Below are 14079 nucleotides of genomic sequence, written 5' to 3' on the forward strand. Positions count from 1 at the left end.
ACCAACAAACATTGCCGTACGCGTGCCTTCTTATAAGATAAGATAGTGTTCTCAGCAATTGAGAAGTAGCAAATCAGCCCATGAAGCTTCCGCCGCTGGACTATATTTGCCCTGTCACGCTGCCCGAGGCGATTGCTGCGCTCGCGGCTCATGGCGGCAATGCCAAGGTGATCGCGGGTGGGCAGAGCCTGATGCCGATGCTTGCTTTCCGGCTGGCGGCGCCAAGCGTGTTGGTCGATATCGGACGGCTGCCAGATCTCAGAAGTATCAGTATTTCCGCTGAGGGCATCGACTTTGGCGCCCTCGTGACCTGGCGGGATATCGAGCGTGATGCGCGGCTCGCACAGGCGCATCCGCTACTGGCGGCGGCCATCGCCCATGTCGCGCATTACCAGATCCGTAACCGCGGCACCGTCGGCGGGAGCATGGCCCATGCCGATCCGGCCGCCGAGATGCCGGGCATTGCGGTGACCTGCGATGTGATGCTGACGATCGTCGGATCGACCGGGACCCGCATCGTGCGCGCAGATGAATTCATCACCGGCGGCCTCAGCACGGTTCTGGGGGCCGACGAAATCTTGACCAGCATACGCCTGCCGCTCTGGAAGAAGGCGCGGCGCTGGGCCTTCGAGGAATTCGCACGCCGCCGCGGAGATTTTGCGCTGGCGGGTGTTGCAGCATTTTACGACATCGACGCGCAGGGCCTGGCGTATAATGCGCATATAGGGGTGATCGGCGTTGCCGATCGTCCGATGCGGCTGCCCGGTGTCGAGGCCATTCTCGATGGCCGCCGGATCGATGCCGACGTGATTTTACGAGCCGCTGCTGCCGCGCGTGAAGCGGTCGATCCTGCCGATGATATCCACGCGGAGGCTGCCTATCGCCGCGACCTTCTCGGCGTGTTGCTGGAGCGGGCTCTGGCGCGTGCGGCCGACATCACTTTGCCGGAGGCTGCATGATATCGGTGCGCCCCGTCCGTTTGACCGTCAACGGCACGCAAACGACCATCACGGTTGAGCCGCGCACCACGCTGGCGGATGCGCTGCGCAACGAATTGCGTCTGACCGGCACGCATCTGGGTTGCGAGCACGGTGTCTGCGGTGCCTGCACGGTCATCGTCGATGGCGCCGCTATGCGCGGCTGCCTGATGCTGGCAGCCCAGGCAGAAGGGCGCGAGATAACCACCGTCGAGGGTCTTGGCAGCGCCGCGCATCTCGGTGCGTTGCAGCTTGCGTTCCGCAAGCATCACGCTTTGCAATGCGGCTTCTGCACCGCCGGCATCCTCACGACTGCCCATGCATTGCTGACCGATGAGCCGCACGCGGACGAGGACCGCATCCGCGAGGTGATTTCCGGAAACCTATGTCGCTGCACCGGTTATCTGCCGATCATCGCGGCGATCATGGAAGCCCGCATTGCCTATAGCGACGTGCAATGTGAGGCGGCGCAATGAGCGATGTCGCCAAACTCCTGGTCGGCAGCGCGGTCGAGCGCATGGAGGATGCGCGCTTCCTGTCGGGATCCGGCAATTTTGCTGACGATCTTGCCGTCGAAGGCATGCTGCATGCCGCGATCCTGCGCAGCCCGATCGCGCATGCGCGGATCATTGCGATCGATGCATCGGCTGCGCTGGCCATGCCGGGCATTCACGCCGTGCTCACGGCCCGCGACGTTGATGGCGATATTCCCGTCATCCCGCTTCGCCTGGCGCCGCTGCCTGAGTTCGAACCGTTTCGTCAGCCTGTCATCGCAAGCGACAAGGTGCGCTATGTCGGCGAGCCCATCGCGGTCGTCGTCGCCGACAGTCGTGCTTTGGCCGAGGATGCGTTGGAGACGATCGGTATCGAATTTGAAGCGCTGTCCGCAGTCACAGAGCGCGGCGCAAGTGAAACCCCGCTGTTCGACTTCGCCGAAGACAACGTTGCGCTGCGCTACGATGCCGGGTTTGGCGATGCCGATGCGGCCTTCGCGTCGGCGGACTATGTGCGCACCGAGCGCTTCAGCGTGCAGCGCCACACGGCGCTGCCGATGGAGACGCGGGGCCTCCTCGCAGAATGGAATTCATCGGCCGGTCGGCTCGTCGTCACAGGCGCGACAAAGGTCACGTTCTATAATCGCCGCGCGCTGGCGCAGATGCTGGGTCTTCGCGAGGATGACATCGATCTGATCGAGATCGATGTCGGCGGCGGCTTCGGTGTACGCGGCGAATTCTATCCCGAGGATTTCCTGATCCCCTTCGCGGCCCGTAAACTGGCACGTCCGGTCAAATGCATCGAGGATCGCCGCGAGCATCTGATGGCGATCAATCACTCACGCGATATCGCTTGTGAATTGTCGCTCGCCTGCCGCAGCGACGGAATGATGCTGGGTTTGCGCGGCCGGGTATTCGCCGATATGGGCGCCTATATCCGCACCAATGGCGGCGTGGTGCCGGCCAAGGCGGCGCAGTTTCTGCCCGGCCCTTACCGCATTCCCCATGTCAGTGTGTCGGTCGAAGCCTTCATGACCAGCAAGACGCCGGTCGGCACCTATCGCGGGCCGGGCCGCTTCGAGGCGAATTTCTTTCGCGAGCGGTTGATCGACATGGCCGCCATGGATCTCGGCATCGACGTCGTGGAATTCCGGCGCAAGAACCTGATCACCGAACAGGAATTGCCTTATCCGATCGATGGGCTCGTACCCTATGAGGGGCCGACCTCCTACGACACCGGCGACTATGTCGAGGTCTTCGAGCGTGCCTTGAAGGAGATCGGCTGGCACGAGAAACGTCATCTGCAGGGTAAACTGATAGATGGCGTACGTCATGGCATCGGGCTCGGCTGTTTCGTCGAAAGCGGCGGAGCCGGCCCGAAGGAGAACGCCGCGCTCACCCTCGAAAAGGACGGCTCGCTGACGGTGGCCGTCGGCTCATCGGTGCTGGGGCAGGGTCTGGAGACGGTGCTCGGCCAGATCGCGTCGGATACGCTGTCGATCCCGTTCGATCGCATCCGCGTGCTGCATGGCTCGACCACGCTGCTCGATGAAGGCTTCGGTACCTATCATTCGCGTGCGGTGGTGATGGGCGGTTCGGCCGTGCTCGATGCAGCCACCCGGCTCAGCGAGAAGATCCTCGAGCAAGCGTCCAATCACCTGGGCAGGCCGAACAGCGAATTGAAGATCGTGAATGCGAACGTCGTCGCCGATAACGGCGCGTCGGTGTCGCTCGCCGCGCTCGCAGTCGGTAGCGAATTGCGGGCAGAGGGCACATTCGCCAACGATGTGCGCACCTATAGCTACGGCACCCATGCGGCGCATGTCACCGTCGATCCACGTACTGGCGCGGTGAAAGTTCTCGATTACATCGCAGTCGAAGATGTCGGTCGGGCCATCAATCCGGCCATCGTGCACGGACAGGCGATCGGCGCTATCGTGCAGGGACTGGGTGGCGTTTTCCTCGATCATCTGATCTATGACGATCAGGGACAGCTCTTGAACGCCTCTCTGGCCGATTATCTGGTGCCGACCGCGAGCGACTTTCCAGTGCTGCGGGCGGTGACACTGGAGCTGCGGCCATCGCCGAGCAATCCGCTGGGTGCCAAGGGCGCGGGCGAGGGTGGCATCGTCGCTGTGGCCGCAGCGACGGCTAATGCGGTCGCAGCAGCGCTGGCGCCGCTGAATGTGGAAATTTATCACCTGCCGCTGACGCCGCCGCGTCTGTGGCGCCTCATCAAAGATGCGCGCAGGCGCGCAACGAACGCCGCATAGGGACTGATTGTGCCGATCGATATCCATGCCCATTATGTGCCGCCGCAGCTGCTGTCTGCGATCGAAGGCCGTGGCGCCTATTGCGGCGTCAGGCTGCTGCCATCAGGGAATGGCAAGCCGCCGGCCCTCGGCTTCGACTACGGCTTCCGGGTTCGGCAGTTCTTTCCGCAACTGGTCGAGCCGGTTGAGCAGCGCCGCGCCAGCCTCGATCGCCAGGGTCTCGACCGGCAGCTGGTGGCCACTTGGCCGGATATCTACGGCTACGGTCTGGCGAAAGATGCCTGTGCGCATTGGCACCGCATGCTCAACGATACGCTGGGCGAGTGGTGCCATACGAACAGCGACCGCTTTTCCTTTGTCGCATCGGTGCCGCTGGTCGACGCCGCCGATGCCGCGGCCGAGCTCGATCGCGCCGTTGGCCTTGGCGCTGTTGCTGTCATGGTCCCGGCCAATGTTGAAGGCGTCAATATCGGCGAGAAGCCGCTCGATCCGTTCTGGGCCAGGGTGGAAGCCCTGGGGCTGCCAGTTATCCTGCATCCCGTGCTGGTGGATGCCGCGCCACGCGCCGCAAAATTCGCGCTGACGCAGATTGCCCAATACACATTCGATACCACGCTCGGTATCGGTTCGATCATCTTCTCAGGTGTGCTCGATCGCTTCCCGGGGCTCTCGATCGTCCTCAGCCATGGCGGCGGCACATTTCCTTATCTGCTCGGCCGTTTCGACGTAATGCATGCGCGGATGGATCGCGCGGGACAGGGCGATGTCGCTCAATGCGACCCGTCGGTCTACGCCTCGCGCATCGGCTATGACAGTATCGTTCATGCGCCGAAGGCATTGCGGTTCCTCGCCGATACCGTGGGCATCGAACGCGTGGCGCTCGGTACTGACGAGTCCTTCCCGCCGGCAGATCGCGATCCCCTCGCCAGCGTCAAGGCGGCGGGTTTTTCCGCTGCCGATATCGAACTGATTACTGAAACCAATCCGAGGCGTCTGTTTCCACGTTTGCCCTGAGCTGCGGCACGTTCTGCTGTATCACTTTCATGCGAAATAAAGAGGACCGATCATGCTGAAACGTCTGCTTGTTGCCGCCGGTGTTGCGATGTCGATGCCAGGTCTTGCGAACGCCCAGGAGATGAAGACGGTCAAGGTCGGGACGACCAATCTGTCATCGGATATCGGTCTGTTCCTCGCCGAGAAGCGCGGCTACTTCAAGGAAGAGGGTGTCAAGGTCGAATTGATACCGTTCGACTCCGGCGCCAAGATGGTTGCGCCGCTCGGCGCGGGTGATCTCGACGCATCGGCAGGCGCGGCCTCCGCCGGGCTTTATAATGCCGTCAATCGCGGCCTCAAGCTGAAGATGGTAGCCGACAAGGGCACCAATATCGCGGGCTATAGCTACAAGGCGCTGATGGTGCGCAAGGATCTGATCGAGTCAGGTGCGTTCAAGTCGCTTGCGGATCTCAAGGGCAAGAAGGTCGCGATCATCGCCAATGGCGCGGCCGATGAATCCGTCATCAATCAGGCGCTGAAGAAGGCCGGGCTAAAGGACGAGGATATCGAAAAGGTCTTCCTTCCGTTCCCGCAGCATCTCACCGCCTTCGCCAACAAGGCGATCGACGCCGCGATTTCGGCGGAGCCGGGCGTGACGGCGATGGTGCGTAACAATGTCGCTGTGCGCTTCGTCGGCCTCGACGATTTCTATCCGGTGCAACAGACGGCCATGCTGTTGATCAATGGCAAGTTTGCCGAGGACCGCAAGACGGTGACGGCGTTTCTCAAGGCCTATCTACGCGGCGTGCGCGCCTATGCCGCGACGCTGAAGGACGGCAAGATCGCGGGGCCCGGCGCTGAAGACATGATCAAGGACATCGCCGAGATGACGGGGATCAAGGACACGGCGCTGCTGCATCAGATCGTGCCGGTGTTTATCGATCCCGACGGCCAGATCAATCTTCCAAGCGTCGAAACCGATCTCGCTTATTTCAAGTCGCGCGGGCTGGTTACCAGCGATATCGAGGCAGCCAAGGTTGTCGACATGTCCTATGTCGATGCACTGAAGCCGGTCCTGGGGCCGTTCGCGCGGCCCAAGTGAAACGGTGTAGAGAAACGTAACGATGGCAGTGCAGATGTCGACAGCAGCAATCGGGGATAGCGGGCTAGTGCCCGCGCCGAAGATCAGCCTGCGCGACGTCACCAAGCGGCACGATACGCAGCTTGCGCTCGACCGGATCACGCTCGATATCCCTGCCAGTACCTTCTTCGTTGTGGTCGGTCCAAGCGGCTGCGGGAAGACGACCCTGCTGCGCATGCTCGCCGGGCTGGATGCGCCATCGGACGGCCGGATCGACATCGCCAATTCGCAGCCCGGCCATCCGCAGAATTCCATGGTGTTCCAGGGCGACTCGTTGTTTCCCTGGATGACCGTATGGGACAACGCCGCTTATGGCCTGACGATGCGTAACGCCGCGAAGGCGCGCATCGATGAGGTGGTTGGGCACTATCTGAACAAGACCGGCATGTATGGTGCGCGCACGCTTTATCCGCATCAGCTCTCCGGTGGCATGCGACAGCGCGTTTCCATCGCGCGCGCCTTCGCCAACGATCCCGACATTCTGCTGATGGACGAGCCGTTCTCGGCGCTCGACGAGCAGAACAAGACGTTGCTGCACGAAGAGCTGCTGCGGATCTGGGAAGAAACGCGCAAGACCGTGGTCTTCATTACCCACAGTGTCGATGAAGCCGTCACGCTCGGCGACCGCATCATGGTCATGACAGCGGGGCCGGGGCGCATCAAGACCATCGTGCCGGTCGATCTGCCGCGGCCGCGCAACGTGGTCGAGCTCAGGCACACGCCGGCCTATGGCGAGCTGGTCTATGACATCTGGGCTCAACTGCGCGAAGAGGTCGACCGCGCACGCAGCCGCGAGCCGGGGAGCAAGGCATGAGCGCGGGCCAGACTCGCTCGCTGTGGAGTGACCGCACCATCAGCGTCCTGTCGCCGCTGGTGCTGCTCGGCCTGTGGGAAATCTGCGCCCGCACCGGCATCGTTGACGTCAGGTTCTTTCCGGCGCCCTCTAACATCATTGGGCATCTGTTCGAGCTCGCTTCCTCCGGGGCGCTGTGGCGTCATGTGGGAGCCAGCCTGTATCGCCTCGCTGCCGGTTTTATCGTTGGCTGCGTGCCGGCCATCGTGATCGGGCTTGCCATCGGGCTCTATCGCCCCGTGCGAGCTGCCTTCGATCCCTTGATCTCGGCGACCTATCCGATCCCGAAAAGTTCGCTGCTGCCGCTGATCCTGCTGATTTTCGGTCTCGGTGAAAGTTCGAAGATTGCGATGGTCGCGATCGGCGTGTTCTATCCGGTGGTCATCAACACGGCGGCCGGCGTGCGCCAGATTGCCCCGATCTTCCTCGATGTCGGCCGCAACTTCGGCGCCAGCCGCTTCAATATGTTTCGTACCGTGGCGCTGCCCGGGGCATTGCCCCTGATCATGACCGGCATCAAGCTCGGCGCCGGCATGGGGCTGGTGCTGATCGCCATCGCCGAGATGGTCGGCGCCAAGCAGGGGCTCGGTTACATGATCTGGAATGCGTGGGAGCTGTTCGACGTCCAGACCATGTATGTCGGCCTCTTCGTCATCGCGATCATCGGCTTCGTGATGAACGCCGGCTTCGATGCGCTGGAGCGCGTCATCGTGCCGTGGCGGAACGGCTAGAGCGTCTTCAACTGCTCGCTCACGGCCAGCAACTGTCGCCGAATGTTGGATGCCGCAGTCACTTCCCAGAACGCGCCGCGTGTCGCCGGGCCGATGGCATAGAAGCCGGGTTGAACATGACCGGTGCTGTCACGCAGCTCGCAGGCTGGGGCGACATCGAGGCCGAGGCCGTTGAAGCCGGTCCGGACTTGCCCGGTCGCAAGCAGCGACTTGATGAGCGGGTCGCCCAAGCGATCATAACGCTCTTCCGGGCCGGTACAGTTCAGAATCCAGTTGGTGGCGAGGTTGATCGTTTCGCCGTGCCCGCGCTTGCGGATAGTGACGGCATGTCCCGACGGTGTCGCAACCGCGCTGGTGATGCGACCTGCGATCACATCGAGCTGCTTGTCTCGCTGCAACTGCTCCAGCAGCTCGGCGACGTCGGGTGCCAGCCGATGCCGGTGCACCATCCAGATCGCACGCAGATGCCGCGCAAAGCGGGCGCGTTCGGTCTCGGAGGCGTTCCTGTAGAGTTCACCAATCGACAGTCGAAACGTGTCGACCATGGTTTGCCATGGAATTCCTGCGGCCACCTTGCGGCGGGTGTCCTTCAGTAACGCCGCCAGAAGGCCGCGCGCGGTGGGCACCGGGAATGACGTCATGGGATCAGGATCGGTCTGCGCGGGCACATCGACCAGTGGCAGCAATCCGCGCCGCGAGACCATCGTGATGGGTGCGCGCATGCCACGATGGACGAGATCGATCACCATATCGACCGCGGTGGCACCGGTGCCGATGACCAGCACGCGATCGTCCTTGCCGATCGGATCGAGCGCGCCCGGCGCCCAGACGTTGGTGATCGAGCGCGGCGAGGCATCGACGCCAGGAAACGGCGAGGGCGGCGGATTGCCAAGACAGAGGAACACCAGATCGGCATCGATGGTTGCGCCCGATGCTGTCGCAACGCGATAACCATCGCCCTGTCGCGTCACACTCAGAGCCACATCCTGCCGCGGCGTTACGCGTCCGCTACCGGTCAGTTCGTTGAACTTCGTCGAGATGTAGTCGCCATAGACCCGGCGAGGCACGAAGGAGGTTGAATAGTCCGGCCAGTCGGCCTGGCCTGTCTCGGTCAGCCATTCAACAAAGCCGTCATCGTCGGCACCGAGCCCGCCCATCTTGTAAGCGGGAACGTTGATGCGGTGCCACTTGGCCTTGGCGGAATAGGCGAGCCCACGTCCGAAGGCGCCGTCGCGATCCAGCACGGTGATCGTCCCGATCTGCGGCAGCTTGGAAAGGATAAGCGCGGCAAACGCGCCGGCCACGCCGCCGCCGATGACGGCAACACGCAGAGAATGGGGAGAGACTGATGTCATGCTGCCGGACGATGCGAGGGAGGGGGTCGAGAGATCAAGTCGGCGGCGCGTAGGCGGCCGGATCGACCGATGTTGGGCGGCCATCGAGCGCGAGCCGGCCGATCCGCGCGGGCGTTTCGGCGATCACCTTGCCGCGGCGCACGACCGCGAGCCGCGTTGCCTTCAGGCGGATCGCTTCGATGGGATCGTGCGCCTGCAGCAGCACGAGGTCGCCGTTGCAGCCGACATCGAGGCCGTAGCCATCGAGGCCCATGATCTTTGCCGGATTGGTGGTGACCGTATCGAAGCAGAAACGCATCGCGTCGCGGCCGGTCATCTGCCCGACATGCAGGCCCATATGCGCGACTTCGAGCATGTCCGCCGAGCCCAGCGAATACCACGGGTCCATACAGCAGTCCTGGCCGAAGGCCACGTTAATGCCGTAGGGCCGCATCTCCGGCACGCGGGTCTGGCCGCGGCGCTTCGGATAGCTGTCGTGGCGGCCCTGCAGCACGATGTTGATCAGCGGGTTGGCGATCGCAGCGACACCGGCCTCCGCGATCAGCGGCAGCAGTTTCGAGACATAGTAATTGTCCATCGAATGCATCGAGGTCAGGTGCGAGCCGGCGACGCGGCCTTGCAGTCCGAGACGCTGGGTCTCATAGGCGAGGGTCTCGATATGGCGCGAGAGCGGGTCGTCGCTTTCGTCGCAATGCACGTCGACGCGCAGTCCGCGCGCGGCGGCGATCTCACAGAGTGTCTTCACCGATGCGGCGCCATCGGCCATGGTCCGCTCGAAATGTGGAATGCCGCCGACGATGCTGACGCCCTTGTCGAGGGCGCGGGCAAGATTTTGTGCAGCCGAGGGTGAACGGAAATAGCCGTCCTGAGGGAAGGCCACCAGTTCGAGATCGAGATAGGGCGCGACCTGCTTCTTGACATCGAGCAGCGCGTCGACAGCCAGCAGCCGGTCGTCGCAGATATCCACATGGGTACGCACCGCGAGCAGGCCCTGTGCCACCGCGAGATCGCAATAGCGCAGCGCGCGTTCGACCAGTGCCTCATAGGTGAGGTGTGGCTTCAACTCGCCCCACAGTGCGATGCCCTCGAGCAGGGTACCCGACACATTCAGGCGCGGCAGGCCAAGCGATAGCGTTGCATCCATATGGAAGTGGATGTCGACGAAGGGCGGCGAGACCAGATGCCCGGCGGCATCGATCACACGTCCGGCTTCTCCCGCCAGATTGGGTTGCACCGCGACGATACGGCCCGCTTCGATGGCGATATTCTGGCCCGTGCGGCCGTCGGGAAGCGTGGCGTTGCGAATGAGGAGGTCGAACGGCATGAAACCCTTGCTGCTGCAGGTGCGATCGCCGAATTATCGGCGTTGCGCTGCAGCAATGCAAGACGGTCCCACGCGGACGGCATCCGCCGGTCCGTTTTGACCTGTATCAGTGAAACGATTGTTGTGCGGCGCGGAGCAGATCGATCGGGCTCCACGGCTTGGCCATGAACAGGGTGCCGTCGGGCAGCCGACGCACGCGAGGCGCACCTGAGGTCACGATCACATGCATATCGGGGTATCGTTGCTTGGCGAGATAAGCGAGTTCGATCCCGTCCATCATGCCCGCGAGTTCCACGTCGGTAAAGACCATCGCAACATTGTCGCCGGATTCCTCCAGCACCAGCACAGCCGCCTCCGCGCTTTCGCATTCGATGACGTTCATCTCGCTCTCTTCGAGCAGCAGGCTGACCAGTGTGCGTTGTGCTTCGTCGTTCTCGACCACCAATGCTGTCGACCTGTGTGCATATCCCATGGGGAACCTCCGTGGTTTGTTGCGACAGGAAGGCAATGCATCAGTCTATGGGGAGTTCAGATAAAAGTGAGTTCCGTGAGCAACAATGTTGCTATCGCATATGCATGCCTGCGCAGGATGATGCGCCCGGCAGAACTACAGTCAACCCGTTATGGAAGTTGAGGTCGCAATCTGTTGCATCATCTGCGGCAGCAGATAGGGCGCGCCATCGTCGGTGCGTGCGACAGCGACGTCGATATCGAACACGCGGCGGATCACATCGCTGGTGATCGTCTCCGATGGTGTCCCTTCCGCTGCAACGGCGCCGTTGCGCATCACGATGATGCGATCCGCAAACCGAACGGCGAGATTGAGATCGTGCAGCACTGCGATCACCGCCGTGCCGTTGCGCGCACGCTGCCGCGAAATTTCGACGAGTTCGATCTGGTGACGCAGATCGAGAGATGATGTCGGCTCGTCGAGCAGCAGGATGCCAGGACCATGGGCAGCTTCGCCGCAAGCGAGCTGCACGAGGATGCGCGCGAAATGCGCGCGCTGTTGTTCGCCGCCGGAGAGCGTCGGCAATTCGCGATGCCGGAAGTCGCCAAGGCCCACTTCATCGATGGCGGCATTGACGAGCGATTGCGCAGAAGCCAGCGGCAGGTTGCCCCGACCCATCTGCACGACTTCCTCGACCGTAAACGGAAAGCTCACACTGACATGTTGCGACAGCATCGCGCGCCGCATCGCCAGTTCGGCGGGCGACCAGGCGTGGAGATCGCGGTCTTTGAGCGTGATTGCGCCGCGCGACGCACGCAGATCGGCCGACAACAGGCGCAGCAGCGTCGACTTGCCGGCGCCGTTGGGACCGACGATGGCGACCATCTCGCCGCTGTTGACGGTGAGATCGACATGATTAAGCAGCGTGGCCTGGCCGATCGTCAGCGAGATGCCGGATGCCGTCAGGACGGACGATTTGGCCATCTGTGTCACAGCCCCACCAGCCCGCGCTGACGCAGCAGGATCAGCAGGAAGATCGGCGCGCCCACGGCGGCAGTCAGGATACCGATGGGCATCTCGGCCGGCGCCACGATGGTGCGGGCCAGCGTATCGGCTCCGACCAGCAGGCTGGCGCCAAGACCGACGGAAGCCGGCAGAAGCAGGCGATGACCCGGTCCGACCATCAGCCGCAGCAGGTGCGGCACCACGATGCCCACGAAGCCGATCACGCCGCAGACCGAAACCGCTGCGCCGGTCATGACGGAGACCAGCACGATGCAGATGCGCTTGAGACGCTCCACATCGACACCGGAATGAAACGCTTCGGATTCGCCGAGGATCAGCACGTCGAGGCCACGGCTGGTGAACAGCATTCCGATCAGGCCCAGCGCTAGCATGGGCGCAATCGTCGCTGCCTTGTTCCAGGTCGCGCCGCTGAGCGAGCCGAGCAGCCAGAACGTGATGTCGCGCAGTTGCCGGTCGTCGGCGATGAACACAAGAAGGCCGATGCCGGCATTGGCGATCGCGGCGATGGCAATGCCGGCGAGCAGGAAGAGTGCAATCGACGTACGTCCGCTGCGGCTGGAGATTCGATACAAAATGATCGTTGTCAGCAGCGAGCCGATGAAGGCCGCAAGCGGCAGCAGGAACGGCTGCAGAAAACTCACATAATGCGCAAAGCGGCTGTCGCTGATGACGATGGCGCCCGCTGCAGCAAACGCCCCGCCGCTGGAGACGCCGACCAGCGCCGGATCGGCGAGGGGATTGCGAAACAGGCCCTGCATGATCGCGCCGGCGGCGCCCAGCATGCCGCCGATCATGGCGGCGATGGCAATGCGCGGAATCCGGATCGACCACAGGATCAGCTGATCGCGCGCGGCAAATGGATTGGCGGGATCGGCGGCCGCGAGGCCGAGTGCCGCGGGCAGGCGGGATAGTGGGATGCCGGCGGCGCCAACAGTGGCGGCAAGCAGCACCGTCAGCAGGAGTGCTGCGAACAGACCGCACAGGACGACGATGGTTGCAGGGCGGCGCACCCGGCCCTTCGTTCTGACAAACGCAGTCAGCTTGGCGTCGGCGGCAGTCATCTTATTGACGACAGTTGACGGCGAGCGAGGCAGGCTTGAATGAGGCTGCGTCAGCGGTCACTGCCGGATCGAGCTTCACGGCAAGGTCGCGCGCGGCGGCCGCCGTGCGTGGGCCGAAGCCGAGCAGATAGAGGCCGTCCATGGCGACCAGATTTTTGGTCTTCGCGGCCGGCGTCAGTGCGAATGCCGGGCTGGCAAACACGGTGTCGGCCTGCAGCGTGTCCTTGCCGCGCTCCATCGAGAGCACGGTATCCGGCTTGGCTGCGGCGATGGCTTCATCGCTCATGATCTTGTAGCCGTCGAAGCTGTCCGCCACATTGACACCGCCGGCCAGCTTGATGATTTCGTTGGCTGCCGTCTTCTGGCCTGCGACCATGGCTCGGCCATCGAGGAAGGACATCACGAACATCACCCGTGGCGGGGTCTTCACCTTGGCGCGCAATTCACGCAGCGCGGCAAGATCGCCGCCCACGGCATTGGCGAGACATTCGCCGCGTGCTTCGACGCCGGCGACCTTGGCGACCAGCCGGATCTTCTCCACCATGCCGGCTTCGGTGAACGTGTCCGGTACGACGATGAGCGGGATCTTGGCGGCGTCGATGACGTCGATGGTTTCCTTCGGGCCGGAGCCTGCGATGGCCAGCACCAGTTGCGGATTCAGCCCCAGGACGCCTTCCGCAGAGAGCTGGCGCATGTAACCGACATTGGGTTTGTCGGCCATGGCCTTCGGCGGATACAGGCTGGTCGTATCGACGGCAACGATGCGGTCATCAGCGCCGAGCGCATAAAGAATTTCGGTCACCGCGCCACCGATTGAGACGATGCGGGTCGGATGGCCGATAGTGACGTCGCGTCCGCGCGCGTCGCGCACAACGGCGTCTTCCGCTGAGGCGGCGGCAGAGAATGCCAGCGTGCTGGCGAGCGCTACACATTGCAGCGCATGTGCGATGCGATGACGTCGAACAGGGAGGCCCGCGGTCATTTGGTGAGGATCAGCTTGTTCTGGAACGTCAGGCGCAGGCGATAGGTCTCGTCGCCATGCGTAATCAGCAACTCACGCTGATCCGCGAACAGCTCCTTGCTGTCCATCCGGTCGCCATTTATGACCACATTGCGTCCGGCTGAGGATTTGGCGTGAGCGGCAGCGCTGCCGTCGTGAGAACCCGTATCCATAGCGCCGATCTATCCCATCCGTGAAAGTCTCTGTCATCGTTATAGGTTTTGTCGCACCTCATCGCCAAGCACTGCAGTCTATAATCAGTATAAACAGGGCGGGGATTGCTTGACCCCTCTGTTAATGAACCGTAATCGAAAATGGCAACTTGGTGGCAGGGGTCCCCGAGTCGCATTCGAAAGCCAGCAAGCTCCCTGCCTCGTGCAGCGCCAGCCAGCCACGATCC

At 62.9% G+C, this 14079-nt stretch carries 14 protein-coding genes; 7 read left to right on the forward strand and 7 right to left on the reverse strand.

Going from position 1 to position 14079, the window contains the following annotated elements; all coding sequences use genetic code 11:
- Positions 1–80: 80 nt before the first annotated feature.
- Genes AB8A33_RS06220 through AB8A33_RS06250 form a run of 7 tightly spaced genes read left to right on the forward strand, consistent with a single transcriptional unit; the run spans position 81 to position 7462 of the window.
- Positions 81–959, forward strand: coding sequence for an FAD binding domain-containing protein (locus tag AB8A33_RS06220; RefSeq protein WP_439091974.1), 879 nt, complete (start codon positions 81–83; stop codon positions 957–959).
- Complete coding sequence (locus AB8A33_RS06225; protein ID WP_439091975.1) at positions 956–1453, forward strand: (2Fe-2S)-binding protein; 498 nt, start codon at positions 956–958, stop codon at positions 1451–1453. Before AB8A33_RS06220 ends, AB8A33_RS06225 begins: the two co-directional genes overlap by 4 nt.
- A complete protein-coding gene (locus AB8A33_RS06230) occupies positions 1450–3744 on the forward strand; it encodes a xanthine dehydrogenase family protein molybdopterin-binding subunit (protein ID WP_439091976.1) in 2295 nt (764 codons plus the stop codon). The genes AB8A33_RS06225 and AB8A33_RS06230 overlap by 4 nt, the downstream gene beginning before the upstream one ends.
- A gap of 9 nt (positions 3745–3753) precedes the next feature.
- Entirely contained in the window at positions 3754–4758 is a 1005-nt protein-coding gene (locus AB8A33_RS06235; RefSeq protein WP_439091977.1) for an amidohydrolase family protein, read from the forward strand.
- 52 nt (positions 4759–4810) lie between these two features.
- Complete coding sequence (locus AB8A33_RS06240) at positions 4811–5839, forward strand: ABC transporter substrate-binding protein (RefSeq protein ID WP_439091978.1); 1029 nt, start codon at positions 4811–4813, stop codon at positions 5837–5839.
- 34 nt (positions 5840–5873) lie between these two features.
- A complete protein-coding gene (locus AB8A33_RS06245; RefSeq protein WP_439091979.1) occupies positions 5874–6692 on the forward strand; it encodes an ABC transporter ATP-binding protein in 819 nt (272 codons plus the stop codon).
- The gene (locus tag AB8A33_RS06250; RefSeq protein WP_439091980.1) at positions 6689–7462 is read left to right on the forward strand and encodes an ABC transporter permease; all 774 of its coding nucleotides are present in this window, start codon (positions 6689–6691) and stop codon (positions 7460–7462) included. The genes AB8A33_RS06245 and AB8A33_RS06250 overlap by 4 nt, the downstream gene beginning before the upstream one ends.
- On the opposite strand, the gene AB8A33_RS06255 is transcribed toward AB8A33_RS06250, so the two are convergent.
- The 7 genes from AB8A33_RS06255 to hemP form a co-directional block, all read right to left on the reverse strand.
- Positions 7459–8817, reverse strand: coding sequence for an FAD/NAD(P)-binding protein (locus AB8A33_RS06255; protein WP_439091981.1), 1359 nt, complete (start codon positions 8815–8817; stop codon positions 7459–7461). The genes AB8A33_RS06250 and AB8A33_RS06255 overlap by 4 nt on opposite strands.
- Positions 8818–8851: 34 nt before the next feature.
- Positions 8852–10141 (reverse strand): amidohydrolase family protein, encoded by a 1290-nt coding sequence (locus AB8A33_RS06260; RefSeq protein WP_439091982.1) that lies wholly within the window; start codon positions 10139–10141, stop codon positions 8852–8854.
- Between the two features lie 106 nt (positions 10142–10247).
- Positions 10248–10613 (reverse strand): response regulator, encoded by a 366-nt coding sequence (locus AB8A33_RS06265; protein WP_089265330.1) that lies wholly within the window; start codon positions 10611–10613, stop codon positions 10248–10250.
- A 141-nt stretch (positions 10614–10754) separates the two neighbouring features.
- Positions 10755–11576: a heme ABC transporter ATP-binding protein gene (locus AB8A33_RS06270; RefSeq protein WP_439091983.1), complete on the reverse strand. Its 822-nt coding sequence runs from the start codon at positions 11574–11576 to the stop codon at positions 10755–10757.
- A gap of 5 nt (positions 11577–11581) precedes the next feature.
- Positions 11582–12679 carry a FecCD family ABC transporter permease gene (locus AB8A33_RS06275; protein WP_439091984.1) on the reverse strand — a complete coding sequence of 366 codons (1098 nt, stop codon included), beginning with the start codon at positions 12677–12679 and terminating at the stop codon, positions 11582–11584.
- Position 12680: 1 nt separating this feature from the next.
- On the reverse strand, positions 12681–13661 hold the full coding sequence (locus tag AB8A33_RS06280; RefSeq protein WP_439091985.1) for a heme/hemin ABC transporter substrate-binding protein: 981 nt from the start codon (positions 13659–13661) through the stop codon (positions 12681–12683).
- Positions 13658–13852 carry a hemin uptake protein HemP gene (gene hemP / locus AB8A33_RS06285; protein ID WP_068735289.1) on the reverse strand — a complete coding sequence of 65 codons (195 nt, stop codon included), beginning with the start codon at positions 13850–13852 and terminating at the stop codon, positions 13658–13660. The genes AB8A33_RS06280 and hemP overlap by 4 nt, the downstream gene beginning before the upstream one ends.
- Between the last annotated feature and the right edge of the window lie 227 nt (positions 13853–14079).

The sequence above is a fragment of the Tardiphaga sp. 813_E8_N1_3 genome (assembly GCF_051811025.1).
Classification (GTDB): domain Bacteria; phylum Pseudomonadota; class Alphaproteobacteria; order Rhizobiales; family Xanthobacteraceae; genus Tardiphaga.

Bases quoted from the DNA above. Each gene is read 5' to 3' on its own strand.
- AB8A33_RS06220 (WP_439091974.1), top strand. From the start codon at position 81: ATGAAGCTTCCGCCGCTGGACTATATTTGCCCTGTCACGCTGCCCGAG.
- AB8A33_RS06225 (WP_439091975.1), top strand. From the start codon at position 956: ATGATATCGGTGCGCCCCGTCCGTTTGACCGTCAACGGCACGCAAACG.
- AB8A33_RS06230 (WP_439091976.1), top strand. From the start codon at position 1,450: ATGAGCGATGTCGCCAAACTCCTGGTCGGCAGCGCGGTCGAGCGCATG.
- AB8A33_RS06240 (WP_439091978.1), top strand. From the start codon at position 4,811: ATGCTGAAACGTCTGCTTGTTGCCGCCGGTGTTGCGATGTCGATGCCA.
- AB8A33_RS06245 (WP_439091979.1), top strand. From the start codon at position 5,874: ATGTCGACAGCAGCAATCGGGGATAGCGGGCTAGTGCCCGCGCCGAAG.
- AB8A33_RS06250 (WP_439091980.1), top strand. From the start codon at position 6,689: ATGAGCGCGGGCCAGACTCGCTCGCTGTGGAGTGACCGCACCATCAGC.
- AB8A33_RS06255 (WP_439091981.1), bottom strand. From the start codon at position 8,817: ATGACATCAGTCTCTCCCCATTCTCTGCGTGTTGCCGTCATCGGCGGC.
- AB8A33_RS06260 (WP_439091982.1), bottom strand. From the start codon at position 10,141: ATGCCGTTCGACCTCCTCATTCGCAACGCCACGCTTCCCGACGGCCGC.
- AB8A33_RS06265 (WP_089265330.1), bottom strand. From the start codon at position 10,613: ATGGGATATGCACACAGGTCGACAGCATTGGTGGTCGAGAACGACGAA.
- AB8A33_RS06270 (WP_439091983.1), bottom strand. From the start codon at position 11,576: ATGGCCAAATCGTCCGTCCTGACGGCATCCGGCATCTCGCTGACGATC.
- AB8A33_RS06275 (WP_439091984.1), bottom strand. From the start codon at position 12,679: ATGACTGCCGCCGACGCCAAGCTGACTGCGTTTGTCAGAACGAAGGGC.
- AB8A33_RS06280 (WP_439091985.1), bottom strand. From the start codon at position 13,661: ATGACCGCGGGCCTCCCTGTTCGACGTCATCGCATCGCACATGCGCTG.
- hemP (WP_068735289.1), bottom strand. From the start codon at position 13,852: ATGGATACGGGTTCTCACGACGGCAGCGCTGCCGCTCACGCCAAATCC.